The sequence below is a fragment of the Heyndrickxia sp. NPDC080065 genome (assembly GCF_050281185.1).
GTDB lineage: Bacteria > Bacillota > Bacilli > Bacillales > Bacillaceae_C > Heyndrickxia.
Window position 1 is genome coordinate 78,309 of the sequence record NZ_JBNNWS010000004.1, and the last position, 23,384, is coordinate 101,692.

The window sequence follows — 23,384 nt, forward strand, 5'->3', positions numbered from 1 at the left end:
GCTGAGATTTTACGAAGTAAATATCTAGTAGGATTTTTACGGTTTTTTACTACTATCAAAAAACGTGAATGGGATGAAGAAAAGAGCTCGAAACCTATTTATTTTAGAATTTGAACTAAATACAAAAAAGTAAATCTTTGCGAAAACAGCCATCTGAAAACAGTATACGCGAAAGAGGTAAAAAAGTGTGACAAACGCCTAATTTAAGCGTTTAATCCCCTATCTTTAATCATATGTTTATAGTAATGATTTCATTAACTTGAAATAAATATTTTATCGACAGGCTTTGTTAAACAATTTTGCTATTTCTTATTAAACCCTGCAGGGTATTCATTGAGCCTACTAACAATAATCATTAACCGAGCATAACAATAAAAAAAGCATGTATAACAGGTATACACGCTCTTGCTTCGTACTATTGAAATTCATTAAAATAAAATGAGATAATATTATTCTTCAAAGTTAATTTGGACATTTTTTTGTGGCGAGAAAGTGGAGATAGCATGTTTAAATACAAGCTGTTGTTTTCCCTCCGATTCGAACAATACAGTAAAATTATCAAACCCTTTTATTTGTCCACGAAGCTGAAAACCATTTAATAAAAAGACTGTTACAGATGTACCCTCTTTACGCAATTGATTTAAAAATTGATCTTGAATATTAATCGCCTGTTTCATTTAAAGTCCTCCTCTTCTATCTCTATAATTAATTATTCGATTTTTATCGAAGCTTTCCTGCAACAAATTGTGATATTTCTATTATTTTTTTTTGTCTTTCCACTTCATTAGTCATATCGAACCATGTAACATCCATTTTATTTCTAAACCATGTTAGTTGCCTTTTCGCATATCTTCTTGAATTTTGCTTTAGATTTTCAATAGCCTCATCTAAAGTAACCTTCCCATCCAAATAATCATAAATTTCTTTATATCCTATCGCTTGGATCGATTGCACATTTCGAATATTTCGTTCGTACAAATCTTTTACTTCATCTAATAATCCTTCCTCCATCATCTTATCAACACGTAGGTTGATTCGTTCATATATCTTTTCTCTATCCATTGTCAAACCAATTAATACAGTATTATATAATAAATCTGGTTTTTGCTGTTTCTGATACTCAGTTAACGTTTTTCCAGTGGCATGGATTACTTCCAGTGCTCTTATGACTCTGCGTATATTATTTGGATGTATTTTTTCAGCACTTTCTTGGTCTTTTTCTTGTAATATATGATAGATGCTTAAATTTCCTTCTTCTTTTGCTTTTTTTTCATAATAATTTCGAATAGTTTCATCTCTAGGTGCATCACTAAATTGATAATCATAGATGACCGATTGTATGTATAATCCTGTACCTCCAACAATCATTGGAAGTGCTTTTCTTTGTGATATTTCATCGATTTCCCCTCTTACTTTTTCTTGGAATTCTGCTACTGAAAAGGGTTCATTAGGTTCTTTAATATCTATTAAATGATGGGGAATTTCATTCATTTCTTCTGGTTTTATTTTGGCGGTTCCTATGTCCATGCCCTTATAAATTTGCATAGAATCACCGCTAATAATTTCACCATTAAATTGTTTAGCAAGATGAATGCTTAATTCAGTTTTCCCAACCGCAGTTGGTCCAATCAGTACGACAAGGTTTTTTTTCTCTCCCAAAACTTTCACAGCCTTTTTAAATAATTATGAATATCTCTATCGTACCATATGTATTTAATTTATAATTAAACAGTTATACATTGTTTCCCATTTAATAATTATTATACATCGATTTATTGGATCATTTTTTATTATTACGACATTATAAAAAAATGATCTAAAAATTTTTAAAATTTCTTCAAAAAGTGTTGATTTACTTTTCAGATTTTTCTATAATTTTACTTGTTGTGCAAGTTATATCTTGTATTAATTTTGTCAACTTTGTATAGTTCATAAATTAAAGATTGTTATCGATCTGTCTTATTTTCCATATCTTAATATTTATCTTAATTCTTTAGCCCTATTAGGATAAAAACTTATTTATAGTAATAAATTTTTCCAAAAACAGCCTTCATGTAAATCTAAAGAAAGGAGAAAAAGAGAAAAATGGATCGTCATATACCTCTAACCAATGAAAATCTAATTCTAACTTACGAAAAAGCTATAAAGTTAGAGTTACCTAGAGAATTCATTGAGATGCTGCGTGAGGAAGCAGAAAAAAGACAACTACAGATTAAATAAGTTTATTTTTACCATCCATCTTCTATGTAACTTATAACTCCATATAGAACCCGCCGATTTGTTAATTTTTTTCAAACTTTAATAAATCCTATTATTTCTCAAAAAATGGATATACTATAATTCGATAAATATTTCATATCCATTAGGAGGTTGTTAAAAATTGAATAGAAATTGGTTGTTCGTCGGTATCTTAAGCTTCTCAATAATCTTTAGTCCACTATATATTTCAAAAGTGGAAGCACATTCCCATCCACAAACAGAAGAGAGACACATGCACTTTCATATTAGTGATCAGGAATTTAATAATCTAATAAAAAAAGGCTATTCCAGACAGGAAATATTCAGAGCACACTTTATTTCTAAGCATTCAACAGAAAAAAACTTAGAAAAAATTCTAAGTGTTTATAAGAAAAATCAGTCTTGGGAGGAAACTGCAAAACATTTTGGAGTGGACCTTGAAAAAATAAAACAGGACCATATAAAAAAACATAAACAATTTTATGAAAGAAATAAAACGAAAATCATTCAGTATTTAACAACTTATACCGGAAAATCTGCTACTGAGCTCGAAAATTTTTTGAAAGATGATGTGGATTTACACTTCTTAGTCGTTGCTGCAGCAATATCTAAAAAGAGCAATACAGATATCTCTCAAATCATTCAATATAAAAAAGAAGGTAAAAACTATAAAGACATCATTACTATGCTTAAATTAGAGCCAAATACTGTATTTATGGAAGCGAAGAAAATTCATAAAGACATATACAAAATTGTTCAAGAATAACAAAGAATAGCTAATTGTGGCTCATACAAGGTATGAGCCACACCTTTATGCGCCCCTAAAGTATCGTTTTCTTATACCTATCGATAAAATATTTTCTATTTTAAATACCCTTTTTTCATTTCTTAGATAGCAATAAGCAAAAATTGAATCTTTACCCACTGCCAAAACTTTAATTGTCCGCTGACTTAGTTGATTTGTCTTCGAGAGATATATCATTTCTAATCTTATTCCTGACTCCAATGCATTCAGTAATAATCCTCTCAACTTTAGTTTCACCCTTCCAACGAAACATTTGTTCTTATTATACACAAACATTTGTTCTTTGATACATATGTTTAGAAAAAAATATTTTTCTGTGATAGTTCAACCATTTATCTTTTTCTATAACATTTGTCCATTCAAAAGAAACTTTTTCTCCATAGTATGTATTAATCTTCATGATGGAGGTGACATGTATGGGATATGGATCAGGATTTGCATTAATCGTAGTTTTGTTTATTCTTTTAATTATTGTAGGAGCAGCATTTATGGGAGGAGGATACGGCGGCGCTTATTAATGCTATTTTCCTAACTAACAGGCAGTAATTAGTAAGTTGGTATTCCTTTTCCCCTTCAAAAAGGAATACCATTCTTTTTTCTTGCTTGATCAATGGTTAATTTCTTCTTGACAAAGTCTACATGGCAAAATAAAATTCAATTTATCTCTACAATCAAAAGATAAAATTTATAAAAAAATTGATCGTCGAAGGGAGTACATATATGGTCAGTAAGGAAAGCAATTTAAAATGGGTCGTCACAGGGTTATTACTTGGGATCCTTATGTCTGCCATGGATAATACAATTGTGGCAACAGCTATGGGAACAATTGTAGCTGACCTCGGTGGATTTGATAAATTTGTTTGGGTAACATCCGCCTATATGGTGGCAGTAATGGCGGGGATGCCAATTTTCGGAAAGCTTTCTGATATGTATGGAAGAAAGCGATTTTTTATCTTCGGTCTACTTGTCTTTTTATTAGGTTCTGCCTTATGTGGTATTTCTCAAAGTATTGTTCAGTTAAGTATTTTTAGAGCAATACAAGGTATTGGCGGCGGGGCGCTTCTTCCTATTGCTTTTACTATCGTTTTTGATATTTTTCCACCTGAAAATCGAGGGAAAATGACGGGCTTACTTGGTGCAGTATTTGGTGCATCCAGTGTTTTAGGCCCCTTATTAGGCGCTTATATTACTGAATACATAAGTTGGCATTGGATTTTCTATGTTAATGTACCAATTGGCTTGGTTTCTTTTATCTTAATTACCCGATTCTATAAAGAATCACTTACTCATCATAAACAAAAAATCGATTGGCTTGGAGCGATTACTCTAGTTGTTTCCGTCGTAAGTTTAATGTTTGCATTGGAGCTTGGCGGCAAAGAGTATGATTGGAATTCGGTTCCGATTATTAGTTTATTTTGTAGCTTTGGATTGTTTTTTATTGCCTTTTTTATTGTGGAAACAAAGGCAAAAGAACCTATTATTTCGTTTTGGATGTTTAAAAAACGTTTATTTGCTACTTCTCAGATATTAGCGTTCTTATATGGAGCGACTTTTATTGTTTTAACAGTTTTTATCCCTATTTTTGTGCAAGCTGTTTACGGGGGATCAGCAACAAATGCTGGATTAATCTTAACTCCAATGATGTTAGGATCTGTAGCAGGAAGTGCTATGGGCGGTATTTTCCAAACAAAAACAAGCTTCCGCAATCTCATGATTATTTCAGTTATCGCTTATTTTATCGGCATGTTTCTGCTTGGAAATATGACTCCTGATACAGCAAGATATTTACTAACCATATTTATGATCATTGTTGGGTTTGGAATGGGATTTTCATTTTCATTATTGCCGACAGCATCTATCCATGATCTGGAGCCAAGATACCGTGGTTCTGCTAATTCAACCAACTCATTTTTACGATCATTTGGTATGACTTTAGGGATTACTATATTAGGAACAGTTCAAAATAAAGTTTTCACGCAAGATTTAAAGGACTCTTTTAAAGGGATGCAAGGAACACATGATCATTCCATGTTTAATCTTAGTGATCCACATCAGCTTTTCCAAGCTAGTGAGAGAGCCAAAATTCCTCCGGTCATTTTGGATAAAATCGTGGATGCGATGTCTTCATCGATTACATTTACATTTATGTTAGCATTAATTCCGATTGGAATTGCAGCTATTACAATATTATTTATGGGGAATTCTCGAGTAAAAACGGAAAAAAGCAAAGTAAAAGCATAAGTAATGAGCCAAATCAGGGGTGAATCTCTCATCCCCATTGATATTTTGTCGAATAATCAAGCTTTACAGGATAAAACAACGAGGGTGTCACACATGTGAACACCCTCACTCCTTTTAATGAATATCCTTTTTCTTAAAGTTTCCTCCACGAACCTCTGCAATATCTCCAACTGCCATAAAGGCATTTTCATCTATTTCTTCTAAGATAGTCTTAAGTTTAGCTTCTTCTAATCGATTAATGATACAAAAGATTACTTTTTTTTCATCCTCTGTATAGGCTCCCTCGCCATTTAAATAGGTAACACCACGCCCTAAGCGTGCGAGAATAGCTTCTCCAACCTCTTTATGCTTCTCCGAAATAATCCATATCGATTTTGATTCATCAAAGCCTTTAACAACCGTGTCAATCGTTTTTGTGGCTATTATATAAGCAATAATTGAATACATGGAACGATCCCATGAAAAGACAAAGCCTGCAACACCAAGAATGAAAACATTAATAAACATAATGATTTCCCCAACAGAGAACGGCAGCTTTTTATTAAATAATATCGCTAAAATCTCCGTACCATCTAATGCCCCTCCATAACGAATAACAATTCCTACACCAGCGCCTACTACAATCCCGCCAAATACGGTAGCTAAAAATGTGTTTTCAGTAAAAGCTGGAACTGGAGTAAATAATGCAGTAAAAATAGATAGGATAATAATTCCAAAAAGAGTCGATATAGCAAAGGTCTTTCCAATTTGCCTTTTTCCCATGAAGAAAAAAGGAAGATTTAATACAAAGATAAAAATACCTAAGGGCAGTTTAGTAATATGTGATAGCATAATCGATATACCCGTTATCCCGCCATCAATAATACTATTGGGTACTAAAAAGATTTCTAATCCGGCTGCCATAAGAACAGCACCGATCAAAATGGCAATAGCCCTCTTTGCCACTTTTGTTTTAGACATAGGCTTATGAATAGGGCTTGCTTGTACATGTTGATTTGTCATCCAAGACTCTCCCTTATTATTGAATAAAAAAATTATACCAAAATATTAGTTTTGAATAAAAAGATATACCTTTAAAACGAACAAAAAAATTGATTTTTAACATTGTCACTTAATAAGGGTTGAAGAATAAAAAAAATTTTGTATAATAAGATTAAATAAATATTGCTATAGGTTTTCTAGGGTTCCGCGAATAAAACGGTCTGGTCCGAGAGAAAACCCGCTAAGCTTAGCTTGCGACACGGAAGGATAAAAGCCTGGGAGATGTCTAAATTGGCACTCTTCGGCTTTTTTATTTTGGTTTTTTTATGTATATTTTAATCGTTTTTTTAGGAGGAATAATCATGAATGTACAGTGGACTAAAGTGGTTGTAGGTGCATTTTTTGAAGTTATTTGGGTGATGGGACTAAAACATGCAGATAACTTTCTTACATGGTCTGGAACAGTCATCGCAATTGTTTTAAGTTTTTACTTATTGATTATGGCTGGTAGAAAACTCCCAGTGGGTACTGTTTATGCGGTGTTTGTTGGGCTTGGAACGGCAGGAACTGTTATCGCTGAAATCATTTTTTTCAATGAACCTTTTAAACTATCAAAATTAATTCTTATTGCTGTCTTATTAATTGGGGTAATCGGATTAAAGATTTTTTCTAATGAAGTTAAAACGAAAGGAGCCCAAAACTAATGGCATGGATTTATTTAATTCTCGCAGGTATTTTTGAAATGCTTGGGGTTATGTTTATTAATAAATTAAACAAAGATCGAAATTTATTTTCTTTTATCTTACTAATACTTGGCTTTGGGGGAAGTTTTATCTTTCTTTCTTTAGCAATGGAGAGCTTGCCAATGGGAACTGCATATGCCATTTGGACAGGAATTGGGGCTTCAGGCGGTGCCATTTTAGGAATGATATTCTACGGTGAACAAAAAGATTGGAAAAGACTTGCTTGTATTTCTCTCGTCGTAGCTTCAGCAGTTGGACTTAAACTCATTTCATAAAACATATCTGAGAGTGACCCATAATTTCTGATTTTTTATTTATGGGTCACCTTTTTTACTTCTGATTTTTTTGTTGTTCGATCGTTTTATTACGCTCTCCACCATCGGAAAGCTCTTCAGAGAAAGCATGGTTTTCTTCATCCTGATTTGAAACCAGTTTCGAGGAGCGAATTTCAACTGAACTTAAATTATTATTTGGAGCAGCTTCTTTATTCCATTTTCCCATACGACCACCCTTTCACTTTATTTAATTGTTATTGTGCGTCACAATCCGGGAACCATTCGCTTTTTTAGTGTTCTCTTGGTTAACTATTTTTTATCTTTATCTTTTCTACTCCGATCCTTGATGCCATCTGTAAGCTCCACAAGTTTATATAAAAGATAAAAGGGCCAAATTAATATGAGGATGATCCTGAACCAAATATTCTTATTTGATACGAAAAATACCATTACAATGCCTAATAATAAATAAATAATAAGTTTAAGCATGTTCCTTCCCCTTTCCATTAATTTATTCCCTCAGCTTCTAAATATCTTAATCAATATATTATCCATCTGAAATTTGTCCTGTTCATTGTTAAAGATAAAATAAGGCTGGTTTCAATTAGATAACTTCTTTCCGGAAATTGCTCCAATCCTTGAATAAATTGCCTTCGTGCTCTTTTCTTCATCCCATACTCATGGTATAAGCGCAAAAACAACCGTAAAAATCCTACTAGATATTTACTTCGTAAAATCTTTGATATTTACTTCGTAAAATCTCAGCCTATTTTTACTCTTTATCAAATAGCACCAAAATTTTAGAAAAGAGCCTAAATAAAAAAGCGTAAACCTTATTAGCTAAGGAATACGCTTTTCTTTTTGTTTATTATTTAAGCTTTCTCACATTACCCGTTTAAACATTTTCTCCATGTCATATATAGAATAAGTGATAATAATTGGTCTTCCGTGTGGGCATGTAAAGGGATCTGAGGCCTGTCGTAAGGTATCTAACAGTGTTTGAATCTCATCATTACGTAAATGATGGTTTGCTTTGATTGAAGCTTTACAGCTCATCATTATAGCCGCTTCTTCACGAAGTTTTTTTATGTCTACTTTTTTCATTGATATTAATTGTTCAATCATGTCTTCAATAATTTCCTGCTCTTCCCCTTTTGGTAACCAAACGGGGTGTGAACGTGCGATGAAGCTGTTATGTCCGAACGGTTCTAAAAATATACCAACCTTTTCTAGTTCTTCAAGGTTTTCTTGGATTTTAATGGATTCATCTGTTGAATATTCTAATGTTATCGGAACGAGTAAATCTTGAAGTTCCTTTTCAACCTTTCCGACTTTTTCACGAAAATATTCATATTTAATCCGTTCTTGTGCTGCATGTTGATCGATGATATATAATCCTTTTTCATTTTGAGCAAAAATATACGTACCATGCATCTGTCCAATCGGATACATTGGTGGAACTCGAGGGGACTCTGATGGGATTTCACTATCATCTAACAATTCAGTAGGTAATTCATTGAATTCATTATTTTCTTGTATCACTTCAGGAAATACAATTTCCTCCGTTGAAAAAGATAGTGATGGTTTTTCTGATAAAGATAACTCAGGCTCATATATTTTTTTCATTTCATCAGCAGGCAAGAGTTCTTCTTTTTTTGAAAATGATACTGGCTTGTTTTGATATGATGATTCGAATTCTTTTTTCGGCTGTTCAGGAACAGGAAGATGATCCAAATTCATCATTGTTTGCTCTGCCTTTACAGCCTGTTTTTTTACAGGGGTAAAGCCAGTAGGAATTAGCTCCTTTTTCTTAAAGGCTAATTTAATGGTTTCTGATACAAGCTGGTTCAATTCCTGTTCTTTACTAAGCCTTACCTCTAGCTTCGCAGGATGAACATTTACATCTACTAATATTGGATCCATTTCAATGGATAAGAGGACAATTGGAAAGCGTCCGATAGGTAATAATGTATGATAGCCTTCTAGAATGGCTTTAACAAGCGCATAATTTTTAATGAAACGTCCGTTAATCATTGTTGAGACATAATTTCTAGAAGCCCTTGTAATTTCAGGCATTGAAATATATCCGTTTATCGTAAAATCTAAGGAGCTAGCTGTAATAGGTATCATATTTTTCGCTATATTGATTCCGTATATGGCCGCTAGTACTTGACGAACATCACCATTCCCATTTGTTTGCAGCAGCATTCGTTCATTATGACGTAGACGTATGGATACCTCTGGATGAGCTAGCGCTAAACGATTGACTACATCAGTTATATTCCCAAGCTCTGTATGAATGGTTTTCATGTATTTTAAACGGGCTGGTGTATTATAGAAGAGTTCAGAGATTGTAATATCTGTTCCACGTCGACTCGGAGCTTTTTCCTGTGTGGTTACTCTCCCTCCATCTATGACCACCTTGGTTCCTGGTTCATTTTCAGTGGCAGTAACCAGTTCTAAATGGGACACTGATGCAATACTTGGAAGTGCTTCCCCTCTAAACCCTAACGTTTTAATTCTAAATAAATCATTTTCATTTTTTATTTTACTTGTCGCATGTCGCTGAAAAGCGATTAATACATCTTCCTCTTCAATTCCTGATCCATTATCAATAATTCTAATCTTATTAAGCCCTGCTTCCTCTACATAAATTTCAACAACTGTGCTTCCCGCATCAATGGCGTTTTCAACTAGTTCTTTTACAACGGATGCAGGTCTCTCGACCACTTCTCCTGCGGCTATTTTATTCGATAAGATATCATCTAGCTGAATGATTCTTCCCAATAGGTACACCTCCAGTCTTTTTATCTAGCGTTGCACGCTAAAGCTACTATATATTCTAGCAGAGCTCCTTGGAGCTCCAATTCACAAGCTTAGCCTCATCATACCGACAGGCTAAGCTTGTACAAATTGCTCCATCGCCTCTACTTCTCTATTTTAATTTCTTTTGTAACTCATAAAGCATATTCATTGCTTGTAATGGATTTAATTCTAAAAGATCTATATTCTTCAGCTCTTCTACTACTTTCTTCTCTTTTGAAGTTGCTTCCTGTTTTACTTTCGCACCTGGTTCTTCGAAAAAAGAAAGCTGTGCTAATGGCTGCTCTTCCTTGATTACTACTTTACGATCAGTCTTTTTATCTTGGTTTTCTAACTGCGCCAATATTTCATTTGCACGAACAATCAATTCCTTTGGCAATTCAGCTAACTCGGCAACATGGATACCATAGCTTTTATCTGTTGGTCCTTCTTTTATTTTGTGTAAAAATACAACTTTTCCACTTTGTTCAACCGCACTAACATGGACATTTTTTAACTGAGATAATGTTTGATCTAATATGGTTAATTCATGATAGTGTGTCGAAAATAAAGTTTTTGCTCCGATTCGAGTATGGATGTATTCAATGATTGCCTGGGCAAGTGCCATACCATCATACGTTGAGGTTCCACGTCCTATTTCATCAAAAAGAATTAGGCTGTTTTTTGTTGCATTAGAGATCGCATTTTTTGCTTCTAGCATTTCCACCATGAATGTACTTTGACCAGAAATTAAATCATCTGCTGCACCAATACGGGTAAATACTTGATCAAATATCGGCAGTGTCGCTTCACCAGCAGGTACATAGCACCCAATTTGAGCTAATATGGCTGTTAAAGCTATTTGTCTCATGTAAGTACTTTTACCAGACATATTGGGCCCTGTAATTAATAGCAATTCACGATCCACATCCATATGACAATCATTTGGAACATACTCTTGGGCGTTCATTACCTTCTCCACCACTGGATGACGTCCGTCTTTTATGACAATTTTTCTTTCATGATTAAAGATAGGTTTAACATAGTGCCTTGATTCACTTATTGTTGCAAAGCATTGAAGAACATCTATTTCGCTTACTATTTTCGCAAGATTTTGGAGACGAGGAATGTATTCTTTTACATATTCACGAATTTCAATAAATAAATCATATTCGAGCTCGACACTTTTCTCTTCCGCCTGTAAAATCAAAGCTTCTTTTTCTTTCAATTCCGGAGTAATAAATCGCTCCGCGTTGGCTAATGTTTGCTTTCTTTCATAACGGCCTTCTTCCAGCGATTGTAAGTTGGATTTCGTCACTTCAATATAGTAACCAAAAATGCGATTATAACCAATTTTTAAAGACTTTATTCCTGTTCTATTTCGTTCTTCCTGCTCTAATTGGGCAAGCCAGTTTTTTCCGTTTCTACTTGCATCACGGTATCGATCAAGCTCTTCATGATACCCATCCTGTATGATGCCTCCTTCTTTAATGGAAAGTGGAGGATTTTCATTTATCGCTCTTTCAAGTAAATCGGTTAGTTCTTCACATGAATCTAATTTCTTTCCATGATTGATTTCCTTTGATAAGTCTAATTGCTCTAAAATTTGAGAAATTATAGGAATTTGCTGTAAGGAGTGCTTTAATTGGATTAAATCACGGGCATTCACATTTCCAAAAGCTACACGTCCTGCCAATCTCTCTAAATCATAAACTTCCTTTAACATTTCTCTTAAATCCTGTCGCTCAAAAAATTTCTCAATAAATGTTTGTACAAAAAGTTGTCTGCGCTCTATTTCCTTTAGCTCTATAAGTGGTCGGTCAAGCCAGTGCTTTAATAATCTTCCTCCCATGGCTGTCATCGTTTCATCTAATAACCAGAGCAAGGATCCCTTCTTACCTTTCGTACGAATGGTTTCAGTTATTTCTAAATTACGTTTTGAATAATAATCAATTTTCATATATTGATTGATTTCAACGATTGAAACAGGCTGCAGGTGATCTAAGCTTCTTTTTTGAGTACGATATAAATAATTGAATAATCGAATTATAGATGATTTCATTTGTTGGTGATTGATGTCAACAAGCAAATGCTGATAATCCATATTTTCTGAAATATTATCTTCTATAGAAAGTGTAGCATTCATTCTAGCTTTTATTTGCTTTTGATTATCATGGTTCAATCCTGAGGATACGACAATTTCTTTTGCTCCAATAATAGCCATTTCATTCAAAACTAAATCGAAGCTATTTTCTATAAAAGTTACACTATTTTCTCCAGTAGACAGATCTGTATATGCAATACCAAATGCACCTTCAAATTCTGAAATAGCGGCAATATAATTATTTTCTTTTTCTACTAAACCTTTTCCATCCATTTTCGTCCCAGGTGTAATAAGTTGAACGACCTCTCTTTTTACCATGCCCTTCGTTTTTTTAGGGTCTTCAACCTGTTCACAAATCGCCACTTTATAACCTTTATCAATTAATACATCTATATAATTTGCAGCAGCATGATGGGGAATCCCACACATTGGAATTCGCTCACTAGCCCCACCATCACGACTTGTTAATGTAATTTCAAGTTCTTGGGATGCCTTCAACGCATCGTCAAAAAACATTTCATAAAAATCACCTAAACGAAAAAATAAAAAGGCATCTTGGTATTCTGCCTTCACTTGTAAATATTGTTGAATCATCGGAGTATATTGACTCATTTTCTACAAAACCCTTTCCGTACTTCTAACATTGATTCTCATATTATATCATAATCTTCACAGTAACTAGCAGATTGAAATAGAAAAGGGAAGAATATGAAAACGAATAAGCAATAAAAAACAGGACATTTTAGCCCTGTTACTGATTAAAATCCATTAAATGTATTCTAAAAACTCTAATCGATTTCCAAAAGGATCATTTACATGGATTCGATTTCTTCCGTTAATCGGAATATCTTCCATAATCATAATTTGATTTGCAAGGAGTGTCTTCTTTAATTCTTCCAGATTTTTTACAACTAACCCTGGATGAGCTTTTTTAGCCCCCTTAAAATCTTCTTCAACCCCAATATGTATCTCTTGATTCCCACACTGAAACCAGCAGCCTCCCCGTCCCTGTAAGTTTTCTGGCTTTGGTATTTCTTTCAGTCCAAGAATAATACCAAAAAAATCCCTGGCCTTTATTTCACAACCCTTTGGTGCAGCCAACTGTACGTGATCAATGCCTTGAAATTCGAAAGACATCCTTCTCCCTCCCTATAATTAAAATCGATAACTTAATCTTACTATGAGATATAGTAAATTGAATATTACAATTTACTTATATTGGGTCTTAAGAAAAATCGATTGGTCATATATAATAACAAAGAAAAAACTAGGAGAGACGCTTCTCCTAGCTTACTTTATAACCCATTGTTAATTATGCTTACTCCTCCTCAGAACCTACTAAAAAGTCTGGATTTAGTTCTTCAAATTCCTCGTCTAATTCATCTTCCCATTCATCTTCACAATCACAGCCATCAGGATGAATAGCTACGCAAACCTTAGTTTCTCCGATGACCTCAACGAGAAATTCTCTTTCAACATTGACAATTACCTTGTTTCCATTTGGTGAAATTACTGCTTCGACACAATTAGGTTGCTGTAATACCCTTGCAACAACTTCCTTATCATCAAGGCAATCCGGATCTCGATAATTCAATTTAACAACATCAGTATATTCCACTTTCTCCGTGACAACAGATGTTTTTGTATTGTCACTATGGGAATACCAGACATTTATATCGTATGAGCCTTTAATTTCGACTTTTTTATCTAATTTGTGGGCTTCATACTTATGATTGATAATCCAGCAACCTAATATGCTCGATGGATGATGCGGTGGGCAAATCGTATGATTGGACTGAGTAAATTTTCGTCCTTTCGCTACGACCGCTTTAGTTATTATTTCTCTGTATTCTGCCATTCGAGCGAAACCTCCTCATTTATTTTCATTTCATCCTATGCATGGCAATAGACTAGTGTGCGAATATTTTCAGTTGTCCTAGTGATTCCTAATTGCTTTCTTACGATAAAATCAACTAGGGAAAAAGAATTGTTATTTGATACATTACTATGATGTTTATGGGTTATTTCATTATATGTAAACTATATATTTATGTTCTAGGCGCACTATTTTTGTCATTAAAGATGTGGGTAACAAAAAAAGCCATCATAATGATGGCTTTTTTTGTATCAATCACAACGTCCTGCAACACTGTTTTTAACTTTCGAACCAGTTTCGCCTGCTAGCAGGTTCCCGCCAGTTGAAGTAATAATCTCGTCTGTTACAGTATTAGAAATGGTGGATGCAACGATTTGCAGTAAATCATTGACATCTGCTTGAGATTGTTTAAATTCTTGAACGATAGGTAACTCATCCAACTCTTCTTCAATTTTCTCAATTTTACCCTCAACCATTTTAAGAGCTTCTGTTTTCCCATAATGTTGGAAATTTACAGCCTGTTTTTGTAAGCTCTTAATGCTTGCAATCATTTCACGAACTTTTTGATTTTCATTTATTTGTGCTTCTGCACGTTTAAAAAAATCAACTTCGTCCGTTTCTGCAATCATTTTTGCAATATCAGTAGCACGTTCAACAATTTCATCTTTTGTATATCGTTTCATCCTTATTTCACCTCTACTACTTCTAATTCTTCAATCATCTCACCATTTAATGACCATGTTTTTGCATCGGTTATTTTTACTTTAACTAGTTTCCCAATGGCAGATTTAGGACCGATGAAATTAACTAGTTTATTTTTTCGAGTGTATCCAGCTAAGACATCTGGATTATTTTTACTTTCACCTTCGACCAATACTTCAACAACTTTACCTTTATATTTTTCCAATGCTTCACGGGATAGCTGATTAACTAAGTCATTAAGTCGTTGTAGTCGTTCCTTTTTCACTTCCATTGGCACATTATCCTTCATTTTCGCTGCAGGTGTACCTTCCCTTGGAGAGTATATGAATGTATAGGCCATTTCAAAACCAACTTCACGATATAATGAGAGTGTTTCTTCAAATTGTTCGTCTGTTTCATTTGGGAATCCAACGATAATATCCGTTGATAAAGCAACATCAGGAATTGCTTCTTTTATTTTTCTTACAAGCTCTAAGTAGCGTTCGCGAGTATACTTACGAGCCATTATTTTTAATACATCACTTGAACCTGATTGAACAGGAAGATGGATATGTTCAACTAAATTGCCTTTTTTGGCAAGCACTTCAATTAAACGATCATCGAAGTCACGAGGATGACTTGTTGTAAAACGAATACGAGGGATATCTACTTTTCTAAGTTCATCCATTAAGTCACCAAGTCCATAATTGATGTCTTCAAAGTCTTTCCCATATGCATTTACGTTCTGACCAAGTAGTGTAATTTCTTGATACCCGTGTGCAGCTAACATGCGAACTTCTTGAATAATATCTTCCGGACGTCTGCTGCGCTCTTTTCCCCTAGTATATGGGACAATACAATACGTACAGAATTTATCACAACCGTACATAATGTTAACCCAAGCTTTAATGCTGCCTTTACGAACCTTAGGAAGGTTTTCAATAACATCCCCTTCTTTTGACCACACTTCGACAACCATCGCTTTTGACATATATGCCTCTTTTAATATTTGAGGAAGACGATGAATATTATGTGTCCCAAAGATCATATCTATATGATGATGTTTTTCAAGGATTTTGTTTACGACAGATTCCTCTTGGGACATACATCCACAAACACCTACTAAAAGGTCTGGTCTTTCTAGTTTTAATGGTTTTAAATGACCAATTTCACCAAACACTTTATTTTCGGCATTTTCACGGATTGCACAAGTATTAAGTAAAATAACATTAGCATCATCGACAGAATCAGTTGGCTCATATCCCATCTGCATAAAAATTCCAGCCATTACTTCTGTATCATGTTCGTTCATTTGGCATCCGTACGTACGAATATAGAATTTCCTTCCATTACCCATACCTTTAAATTCATCAGCAATCTCAAAGTCATTATGATATTTTACTTCTTCTTTTCCGCGTCGCTTTGCATCCTTTAAATTAGGAGGGATATATACTGATTGAAAATATTTACTATAATCCTTTTCGGATTTTTTGTCCGCAGGATCAACAGTATTTACTTGTTGTCCCTCTAAACGTTGCTTTTCGTTCATGGAAATCCCCTTTCATTTTCCTTTTAGATTCTATTTGTATAATGAAATTCTTAATTACTTTTTCATTATAATTGCATATATACACATTATTCTAGTATAAAGCCTTTTACATGGGAAAACAATACTACAAAGATATTGTCGAAAAAAGGTCAAATTGATTATTTTGATTTGGATTACATAATTCGAAATGCGGAAGCGCCTTGATTAGGCGCTGGAGCTAGACAATAAAATAGGGACTTAGCAGCCTCTAAGTCCCTAAACTAAAATATTCATTTAATGCTTATCTTGGTTCTACAATGAGCTTAATAGCTGTTCTTTCTTCCCCTTCGATCAAAATATCTGTAAAAGCAGGGATACATATTAAATCGACGCCACTTGGCGCTACAAATCCCCTAGCAATTGCTACAGCTTTTACAGCTTGGTTTAATGCCCCAGCCCCGATTGCTTGAATCTCTGCTCCACCTCTCTCACGAAGAACACCGGCAAGTGCACCAGCTACAGAATTAGGATTAGACTTTGCTGAAACTTTTAATATCTCCATTTCTTCTCCTCCTTGTATTTTCCCAATACCGAATGTCCATTTGCGAGTGAACAATCCTGGTATAATCATTCCATTGCTACTATATTCACTCAAAACCATTTCTATTCCGGCTTGTTCGAAAAAAGAGGATTTTTTATAACATTTTTTATTCCTTTGCAAACGATAATATTTGATAAAATCCCTTTAGGATACGCGTGTAGAGATTTCTTTACGTATACCGTACAGATTTTATTCGGAACAACAATATTGTTTAACAACGCCTATTCAGAAATGAACATATGATCATCGTTAATTAAAATTGTTTCAATTTTCTTTGCTTTCCCAGACTTATTATCTACTTCTATTAGACAAGCACTTAATTGTTTCCGACCTTCTTTAGGAACTTCAAATCTAACTGGCAGACTTGTTAAGAACCTTTTCAATACTGCTTCACGTTCCATTCCTAATATTCCATCATAAGGACCTGTCATACCTACATCTGTTAAATATGCCGTTCCATTTGGCAAAATCCGATTATCGGCTGTTTGAACATGTGTATGTGTACCAACAACAGCCGTTACCTGTCCATCTAGAAACCATCCCATTGCTTGTTTCTCACTAGTTGCTTCAGCATGGAAATCAACAAAAATAATATTCGTTTTACTTCTAGCCACCTGAATAAGTTCTTCTGCCTTTTTAAAAGGGCAGTCAATAGCGGGTAGAAATGTTCTCCCCTGCAAGTTTATGATTGCAGCCTCAAAACCCCCAGATTTAACAAAAGATAGTCCTGTACCTGGTGTGCCTTCTGGAAAATTTCCCGGCCTAACCAAGAATTTAGCCTCATCGATAAATTCAAATACTTCTCTATTATCCCAAGAATGGTTGCCTAAAGTAATAACATTCGCACCATCATTAAGAAATTGTCGATAAATCTTCTCTGTAATTCCTCTTCCACCTGCTGCATTTTCACCATTTACAATCGTAAGCTCAGGCCTGTATTTAGATTTTAATTTCGGTAAATATTCTTTTATCATTTCACGCCCTGGAGACCCAACTACATCTCCTACAAATAATATTTTCATCTTGTATTCCCTTTCTATTTGCCATGTTGGCAATCAAAAATTTCCCTATAAGATCAGTTTATATATAACAAATTCTCGAAAAAAAATAAAGTGGTGTCAATTACACCACTTTATTTTGCATATTCAACAGCCCTTGTTTCACGAATAACTGTTACTTTTATGTGACCAGGATAGTCTAACTCACCTTCAATTCGCTTTCGTATATCACGTGCTAAGCGATGTGCTTCTACATCGTTTATTTGTTCCGGTTTAACTAAAATCCGAACTTCTCTTCCTGCTTGAATAGCAAAGGATTTTTCGACTCCTTCATAAGATTCGGAAATTTCCTCTAGCTTTTCAAGGCGGCGGATATAATTTTCAAGCGTTTCACTGCGTGCACCTGGTCTTGCTGCTGATAAAGCATCTGCAGCTGCAACTAATACGGAAATAATGGATGTTGGCTCTGTATCACCATGGTGTGAAGCAATGCTGTTTATAACGACTGGATGTTCTTTATATTTTGTCGCTAACTCAACACCAATTTCTACATGGCTTCCCTCTACTTCATGATCCACTGCTTTCCCAATGTCATGGAGTAAACCTGCACGACGAGCTAGTCTTTCATCTTCTCCAAGTTCAGCAGCTAATAATCCTGATAAATGAGCAACTTCGATTGAATGTTTTAAAACATTTTGTCCGTAACTTGTACGGAATTTCATACGACCTAGTATTTTTATTAAATCTGGATGTAGTCCATGAACATCTACTTCAAAAGTTGTTTGCTCTCCTATTTCTCGGATATGTTCGTCTACTTCTCGTCTTGCTTTATCCACCATTTCTTCGATACGTGCTGGATGGATGCGTCCATCCTGAACTAGTTTCTCTAATGCAATACGTGCTGTCTCTCTACGAATAGGATCAAAACCTGAAAGAATGACTGCTTCAGGAGTATCATCTATTATAAGGTCGATACCAGTCAACGTTTCTAATGTTCGAATATTCCGTCCTTCACGACCGATAATTCGCCCTTTCATTTCATCATTCGGCAGGTTTACTACAGATACAGTTGTTTCTGCAACATGTTCTGCAGCACATCGTTGAATGGCAAGAGAAAGGATGTTTTTCGCCTTTTTATCCGCTTCTTCTTTTGCGCGATTTTCACTTTCTTTAATCATTAAAGCTAGATCATGTGAAAGCTCATTTTCTAACTTCTCAATGATGATCGCTTTAGCTTCATCACGGGTTAGGCTAGAGATACGTTCTAGTTCAGATTTTTGTTTCTGTATCATCTCATCCACTTTGCTTTCCATCTCTTCAATATGTTGTTGTCTTAGATTTAGAGAGTCCTCTTTCTTTTCAAGCATCGCTTCACGCTTGTCAAGAGATTCATCCTTACGGTCGAGGTTCTCCTCCCTTTGCAATAATCGATTTTCTTGTTTTTGCAATTCATTTCTTCGTTCACGAAGTTCGCGTTCAATATCAGTACGAAGTTTATGATTTTCATCCTTTGCTTCTACCAAGGCTTCTTTCTTTAAGGCTTCAGCCTCGCGCTTCGCATCTTCAACTATTTGCTCTGCAGCATTTTTGGCTCCTGCAATTTTTGCTTCAGCGATAGATTTACGGATGAAATAGCCAACAACTACACCAACGATTAGGCCAAGCAAAATGGAGATGATTGTCATTAGTGTTTCCATTATTTCACCTCCCCTTGCTATGAACTTTTATCATGTTTTAAACATGTCGGCTGTTACATTGCTACATAGGTTTCAATATACAGCGCTAGGGCTTCATAATCAATTTAAAAAAAATAAAATTATACATATTAATTTTATAGTTGTGTCATTTTATTGTCAAGGCTTATCCATTGCACATTAACAAATTATGTAAAAGGTCATAATCAAAAAAAGCAAAGCCTAATCGACTTTGCTTTTTATTTTTTATAAGTCTAATTCTTCCTGTTCTTCTTCAGCAGGTGCTAGCTTTTCATCATCTAAACCGTAATGGTCACGTATTTTAAACATGACTTCATTACGAATGTCTGGATTTTCCTTTAAGAATAGCTTAGCGTTTTCACGGCCTTGACCAAGACGCTCATCATTGTATGAGTACCAAGAACCACTCTTTTGAATGATGTCTAATTCAGAAGCCATATCAATGATTTCGCCTTCTCTAGAAATCCCTTCTCCGTACATAATATCAACTTCAGCTACACGGAAAGGAGGTGCCACCTTATTTTTAACTACTTTTACTTTTGTCTTGTTACCAACAATATCATTACCCTGCTTCAATTGTTCAGCACGACGAACTTCAAGACGTACAGAAGAATAAAACTTAAGCGCACGTCCGCCGGGAGTTGTTTCTGGCACGATCTATAGATTTACCATTTCTATAGTATGGACTATCTCTTCATCTCTATTTTAGAGAGCCTTGCACTTCCAACAGCAGCCTATCCTCTGTCGTACCCTACTCGGTTAACCATTCGGTCCTTTTCGGTAGTCTCTACACCTTCCTTACTAAATTTTTGTAAGGCTTGGCACGGTATTACCCTAAAAATTGGAGGGCTTCACCGTTAGCAGCTTTAATAACTACACCCCTAGGCAATAGGGTTCACAAGGTTTTTTACTTACTATTACTAGCAAGGGAAACCCAAAGTAAACTCCTTAATCTTTTCTCTAACAGCATCAAGATCTAATAACTCGGTTTCATAAACAATCAAGTATTTAAATTTATTATTTTTCATAAATACTTGCTTTCGCTTATCTCTTTCAATAATTTTATCTATTGAGTGAGCCCATTTCCCATGAACATCAATACAATATTTTCTTCCTAAGTAAAAATCAATTGACCATTTGTCGATTTTCTTTTGCTTAAAAAATACTAAATCGAGCTCAATCAAAATATTTTCAACTTGTTTCTCAATTATTGTATCAAAGTTCTTTTTCCTAACTTTCACACCAAGGTTTTTTCTTCTCTTGGCTACACATGCATCAGAGACACCGTATTTAACAGCTATCTCTACATGTGATAAATAGGGATTTTTAAGTTCTTCCTCAACTTCTTTCGTTTTCGGCAAGTATAATTTCCAGTGTCGCTCCCTTTTTATCCCCAAAAGTTTAAGTATTTCTCCAACTCTTCGTTCATTAAGGTTTATTTCTTCTCCAACTTCTTTCAATTTTCTATGAGAATTCTTCACAATGTAATCAACTTGCCATTGATCAATATTTCTAAATACTCGATTACCTACTTTAACCACTATCTTCTACTCCTCAATAAATAATTTGTAAAAGTCGGCACATCTTGAGTTATTAGAATTGAATGTTGAGTTATTAGAATTGAATGTTGAGTTATTAGAATTGAATGTTGAGTGATTAAGCACTTTTTTGTTGATTTCCGAACATAACTCCTACTTTTTCCCTGATTTGGTTAATGAATATTGCAATTGTTTTTGACTTATTGATGGCTCCTGAAAGCTTTCGCAATGCTTGGGACATTAGGCGTGCTTGCAGTCCAACATGGGAATCACCCATTTCACCTTCAATTTCCGCTTTCGGAACAAGTGCCGCAACCGAGTCAATAACAATAATATCAATTGCTCCACTACGGACAAGTGCTTCAGCAATTTCAAGTGCCTGTTCACCAGTATCTGGCTGGGACAAAAGCAACTCATCTATATTTACACCTAATTTTTGAGCATAAACAGGATCGAGTGCGTGCTCTGCGTCAATAAATGCCGCTTGTCCTCCAGCTGCTTGTACTTCGGCAATCGCATGTAAGGCAACAGTTGTTTTACCAGAACTTTCTGGGCCGTAAATTTCTATAACCCGACCTCTTGGATACCCACCAACACCTAATGCAACATCAAGGGCAAGTGATCCACTTGGAATCGTTGAAATTTTTCTATCCGTTTGCTCACCAAGTTTCATGATGGAACCTTTACCGAATTGTTTCTCTATTTGCTTTAAAGCCATGTCTAGGGCTGCTTGACGATCATTCACATTTTTTCCTCCTTTTTAGCAAGTACACTAATTCAAAGAATTTGTATTATCGAATCTACTTTTACTATAACTGTTTTTTAATAGTTTGCCAAGTAAAATATCGAACATTTATTCGTCTAATTTCAAAAACATTTTTATAACAAAATCGTTATTATACTACTTCAAATTGAAGTTATGAGCAAAAATCAACTCTAATAATCATTTTTTACCTCGATTGATAATTTTTCAAAAAAAAGAAGAATGGCATATACCATTCTTTACTTAGTAAGTTCTTTCATTAAATAATGACAGCCATATTTCACCGTCCGTGATCGGTTACCATTTCTGGAGCTTGCAAGCTCTAATAAAAAGGTTTTCGTTTCGTGATTTTTCCTTGCGATCCCAATCCAAACCGTCCCAGCCGGTTTTCCCTCAAGGGTGTCTGGACCTGCAACTCCGGTAAAGCTAATACCAATATCTGAATCTAGTGATAGCAAAATATTCTCTGCCAGCTCTTTTGCTGTCTCCTTGCTGACAGCACCAAATTGTTGGATGGTTTCTTTTTTAACATTCACCATCTTCTGTTTTGCTTCATTAGTGTAACAAACGACCCCACCTTTTAATATGGAGCTAACACCGGGATAAGAAGCCATTTCAGATTGAAATTGCCCAGCGGTTAAACTTTCCGCGCACGCAATCGTTAAGTTTTGTTTTTCTAGTATTTTAATTAATTCTGCCATTAATGACGTATCGTCATAGCCGTAGAAATAATCTCCGACATAGCTTAATAATTCATGCTCCGCTTGATCAATTAACCGCCTTGCTTCCTCGCTAGATTGATGTTTTGAGGTAATTCTAAGTGTTACTTCAGTTTCAGATGCCAAAGGCGCGATTGTAGGATTTGATTGTCGATCAAGGATACTTTCAATTTCTGTTTCTAATTGTGATTCGCCAATCCCAAAAAATCGAAGCACTCTGGATTCAATCTTCTCTTTAACATCCATTTTCTCTTGAATTGCTTTCATCCCATAGTGTAAAAACATTGGCTCCATTTCATGAGGAGGTCCAGGTAAGAGCACATAGGAATGCGTATCATTATGTAAAAACATACCTGGTGCCATACCATGTTCATTTGGCAGAACCTTGGCACCTTCCAAAACTAATGCCTGTTTTTTATTATTTTCAGTCATTACTCTTTTTGTTCTTTTAAAATAAGCTTCAATAGACTGCATTGCCTGTTCATCAATAACGAGTTTTTTTCCAATATGTTTAGCAATGGTTTCTTTCGTTAAATCATCTTTCGTCGGCCCGAGTCCACCAGTAAAAATGATTAAATTCGCACGTTTTTCAGCAACCTCGATACTTTTTTTTAATCGATTAGCATTATCGCCAACAACTGTATGGTGAAAAACGTTCACACCAATTTCAGCTAAACATTTAGAAATAAACTTCGCATTTGTATTAACTATTTGACCGAGCAAAAGCTCTGAACCAACGGCGATAATTTCTGCATTCATCTATCCTTCCCCCTATG

The 23,384-nt window shown here is 34.8% G+C and carries 22 protein-coding genes, 2 pseudogenes and 1 riboswitch; of the genes and pseudogenes, 6 read left to right on the top strand and 18 right to left on the bottom strand.

Going from position 1 to position 23,384, the window contains the following annotated elements; all coding sequences use genetic code 11:
* Positions 1-449: 449 nt before the first annotated feature.
* Both hfq and miaA read right to left on the bottom strand, forming a co-directional pair.
* Positions 450-677, bottom strand: coding sequence for an RNA chaperone Hfq (gene hfq, locus ACQKP0_RS05435; protein WP_427404803.1), 228 nt, complete (start codon positions 675-677; stop codon positions 450-452).
* A 43-nt stretch (positions 678-720) separates the two neighbouring features.
* Positions 721-1,659: a tRNA (adenosine(37)-N6)-dimethylallyltransferase MiaA gene (gene miaA, locus ACQKP0_RS05440; protein WP_427404804.1), complete on the bottom strand. Its 939-nt coding sequence runs from the start codon at positions 1,657-1,659 to the stop codon at positions 721-723.
* A 426-nt stretch (positions 1,660-2,085) separates the two neighbouring features.
* Here miaA and sda point away from each other — a divergent pair, with 426 nt between their 5' ends.
* From sda to ACQKP0_RS05460, 4 genes are all read left to right on the top strand, one after another.
* Entirely contained in the window at positions 2,086-2,220 is a 135-nt protein-coding gene (sda, locus tag ACQKP0_RS05445; protein WP_427404805.1) for a sporulation histidine kinase inhibitor Sda, read from the top strand.
* 160 nt (positions 2,221-2,380) lie between these two features.
* The gene (locus tag ACQKP0_RS05450) at positions 2,381-3,004 is read left to right on the top strand and encodes a hypothetical protein (RefSeq protein WP_427404806.1); all 624 of its coding nucleotides are present in this window, start codon (positions 2,381-2,383) and stop codon (positions 3,002-3,004) included.
* A 455-nt stretch (positions 3,005-3,459) separates the two neighbouring features.
* Positions 3,460-3,561, top strand: coding sequence for a YjcZ family sporulation protein (locus tag ACQKP0_RS05455; protein ID WP_427404807.1), 102 nt, complete (start codon positions 3,460-3,462; stop codon positions 3,559-3,561).
* Between the two features lie 202 nt (positions 3,562-3,763).
* Positions 3,764-5,284, top strand: coding sequence for an MDR family MFS transporter (locus ACQKP0_RS05460; RefSeq protein WP_427404808.1), 1,521 nt, complete (start codon positions 3,764-3,766; stop codon positions 5,282-5,284).
* A 114-nt stretch (positions 5,285-5,398) separates the two neighbouring features.
* On the opposite strand, the gene ACQKP0_RS05465 is transcribed toward ACQKP0_RS05460, so the two are convergent.
* Positions 5,399-6,244 carry a YitT family protein gene (locus ACQKP0_RS05465; RefSeq protein ID WP_427405017.1) on the bottom strand — a complete coding sequence of 282 codons (846 nt, stop codon included), beginning with the start codon at positions 6,242-6,244 and terminating at the stop codon, positions 5,399-5,401.
* A gap of 207 nt (positions 6,245-6,451) precedes the next feature.
* Positions 6,452-6,549, top strand: a riboswitch (guanidine-I (ykkC/yxkD leader).
* A gap of 78 nt (positions 6,550-6,627) precedes the next feature.
* On the opposite strand from ACQKP0_RS05465, the gene ACQKP0_RS05470 reads away from it, so the two are divergent.
* Together ACQKP0_RS05470 and ACQKP0_RS05475 are read left to right on the top strand one after the other, a co-directional pair.
* Positions 6,628-6,969, top strand: a complete 342-nt coding sequence (locus ACQKP0_RS05470; RefSeq protein ID WP_427404809.1) for a DMT family transporter — start codon at positions 6,628-6,630, stop codon at positions 6,967-6,969.
* Complete coding sequence (locus ACQKP0_RS05475; RefSeq protein ID WP_427404810.1) at positions 6,969-7,283, top strand: DMT family transporter; 315 nt, start codon at positions 6,969-6,971, stop codon at positions 7,281-7,283. The genes ACQKP0_RS05470 and ACQKP0_RS05475 overlap by 1 nt, the downstream gene beginning before the upstream one ends.
* Positions 7,284-7,338: 55 nt before the next feature.
* Here ACQKP0_RS05475 and ACQKP0_RS05480 read toward each other — a convergent pair whose 3' ends face one another.
* The 15 genes and pseudogenes from ACQKP0_RS05480 to ACQKP0_RS05550 all read right to left on the bottom strand — a co-directional run bounded on the left by ACQKP0_RS05480 (position 7,339) and on the right by ACQKP0_RS05550 (position 23,367).
* Positions 7,339-7,509, bottom strand: coding sequence for a hypothetical protein (locus ACQKP0_RS05480; protein WP_427404811.1), 171 nt, complete (start codon positions 7,507-7,509; stop codon positions 7,339-7,341).
* Between the two features lie 83 nt (positions 7,510-7,592).
* Positions 7,593-7,772 carry a hypothetical protein gene (locus ACQKP0_RS05485; RefSeq protein ID WP_427404812.1) on the bottom strand — a complete coding sequence of 60 codons (180 nt, stop codon included), beginning with the start codon at positions 7,770-7,772 and terminating at the stop codon, positions 7,593-7,595.
* A 393-nt stretch (positions 7,773-8,165) separates the two neighbouring features.
* Positions 8,166-10,070 (bottom strand): DNA mismatch repair endonuclease MutL, encoded by a 1,905-nt coding sequence (gene mutL, locus ACQKP0_RS05490; RefSeq protein WP_427404813.1) that lies wholly within the window; start codon positions 10,068-10,070, stop codon positions 8,166-8,168.
* Positions 10,071-10,218: 148 nt separating this feature from the next.
* Positions 10,219-12,801 carry a DNA mismatch repair protein MutS gene (gene mutS / locus ACQKP0_RS05495; protein WP_427404814.1) on the bottom strand — a complete coding sequence of 861 codons (2,583 nt, stop codon included), beginning with the start codon at positions 12,799-12,801 and terminating at the stop codon, positions 10,219-10,221.
* A 156-nt stretch (positions 12,802-12,957) separates the two neighbouring features.
* On the bottom strand, positions 12,958-13,326 hold the full coding sequence (locus ACQKP0_RS05500; RefSeq protein WP_427404815.1) for a glyoxalase: 369 nt from the start codon (positions 13,324-13,326) through the stop codon (positions 12,958-12,960).
* Positions 13,327-13,507: 181 nt separating this feature from the next.
* The gene (locus tag ACQKP0_RS05505) at positions 13,508-14,047 is read right to left on the bottom strand and encodes an outer spore coat protein CotE (protein WP_427404816.1); all 540 of its coding nucleotides are present in this window, start codon (positions 14,045-14,047) and stop codon (positions 13,508-13,510) included.
* A 269-nt stretch (positions 14,048-14,316) separates the two neighbouring features.
* On the bottom strand, positions 14,317-14,748 hold the full coding sequence (locus ACQKP0_RS05510) for a RicAFT regulatory complex protein RicA family protein (RefSeq protein WP_427404817.1): 432 nt from the start codon (positions 14,746-14,748) through the stop codon (positions 14,317-14,319).
* Between the two features lie 2 nt (positions 14,749-14,750).
* The gene (gene miaB / locus ACQKP0_RS05515) at positions 14,751-16,295 is read right to left on the bottom strand and encodes a tRNA (N6-isopentenyl adenosine(37)-C2)-methylthiotransferase MiaB (RefSeq protein WP_427404818.1); all 1,545 of its coding nucleotides are present in this window, start codon (positions 16,293-16,295) and stop codon (positions 14,751-14,753) included.
* Between the two features lie 280 nt (positions 16,296-16,575).
* Complete coding sequence (spoVS, locus tag ACQKP0_RS05520) at positions 16,576-16,836, bottom strand: stage V sporulation protein SpoVS (protein ID WP_058002725.1); 261 nt, start codon at positions 16,834-16,836, stop codon at positions 16,576-16,578.
* Between the two features lie 260 nt (positions 16,837-17,096).
* Positions 17,097-17,897 (bottom strand): TIGR00282 family metallophosphoesterase, encoded by an 801-nt coding sequence (locus tag ACQKP0_RS05525; protein WP_427405018.1) that lies wholly within the window; start codon positions 17,895-17,897, stop codon positions 17,097-17,099.
* Between the two features lie 110 nt (positions 17,898-18,007).
* On the bottom strand, positions 18,008-19,570 hold the full coding sequence (gene rny, locus ACQKP0_RS05530) for a ribonuclease Y (RefSeq protein WP_427404819.1): 1,563 nt from the start codon (positions 19,568-19,570) through the stop codon (positions 18,008-18,010).
* A gap of 243 nt (positions 19,571-19,813) precedes the next feature.
* A pseudogene (locus ACQKP0_RS05535) lies at positions 19,814-20,239 on the bottom strand (recombinase RecA); the annotation flags it as partial.
* 269 nt (positions 20,240-20,508) lie between these two features.
* Positions 20,509-21,132 carry a topoisomerase I gene (locus tag ACQKP0_RS05540; protein ID WP_427405019.1) on the bottom strand — a complete coding sequence of 208 codons (624 nt, stop codon included), beginning with the start codon at positions 21,130-21,132 and terminating at the stop codon, positions 20,509-20,511.
* Between the two features lie 124 nt (positions 21,133-21,256).
* Positions 21,257-21,871: pseudogene (recA, locus tag ACQKP0_RS05545) on the bottom strand (recombinase RecA); the annotation flags it as partial.
* A 257-nt stretch (positions 21,872-22,128) separates the two neighbouring features.
* On the bottom strand, positions 22,129-23,367 hold the full coding sequence (locus ACQKP0_RS05550) for a competence/damage-inducible protein A (RefSeq protein WP_427404820.1): 1,239 nt from the start codon (positions 23,365-23,367) through the stop codon (positions 22,129-22,131).
* Positions 23,368-23,384 lie beyond the last annotated feature (17 nt).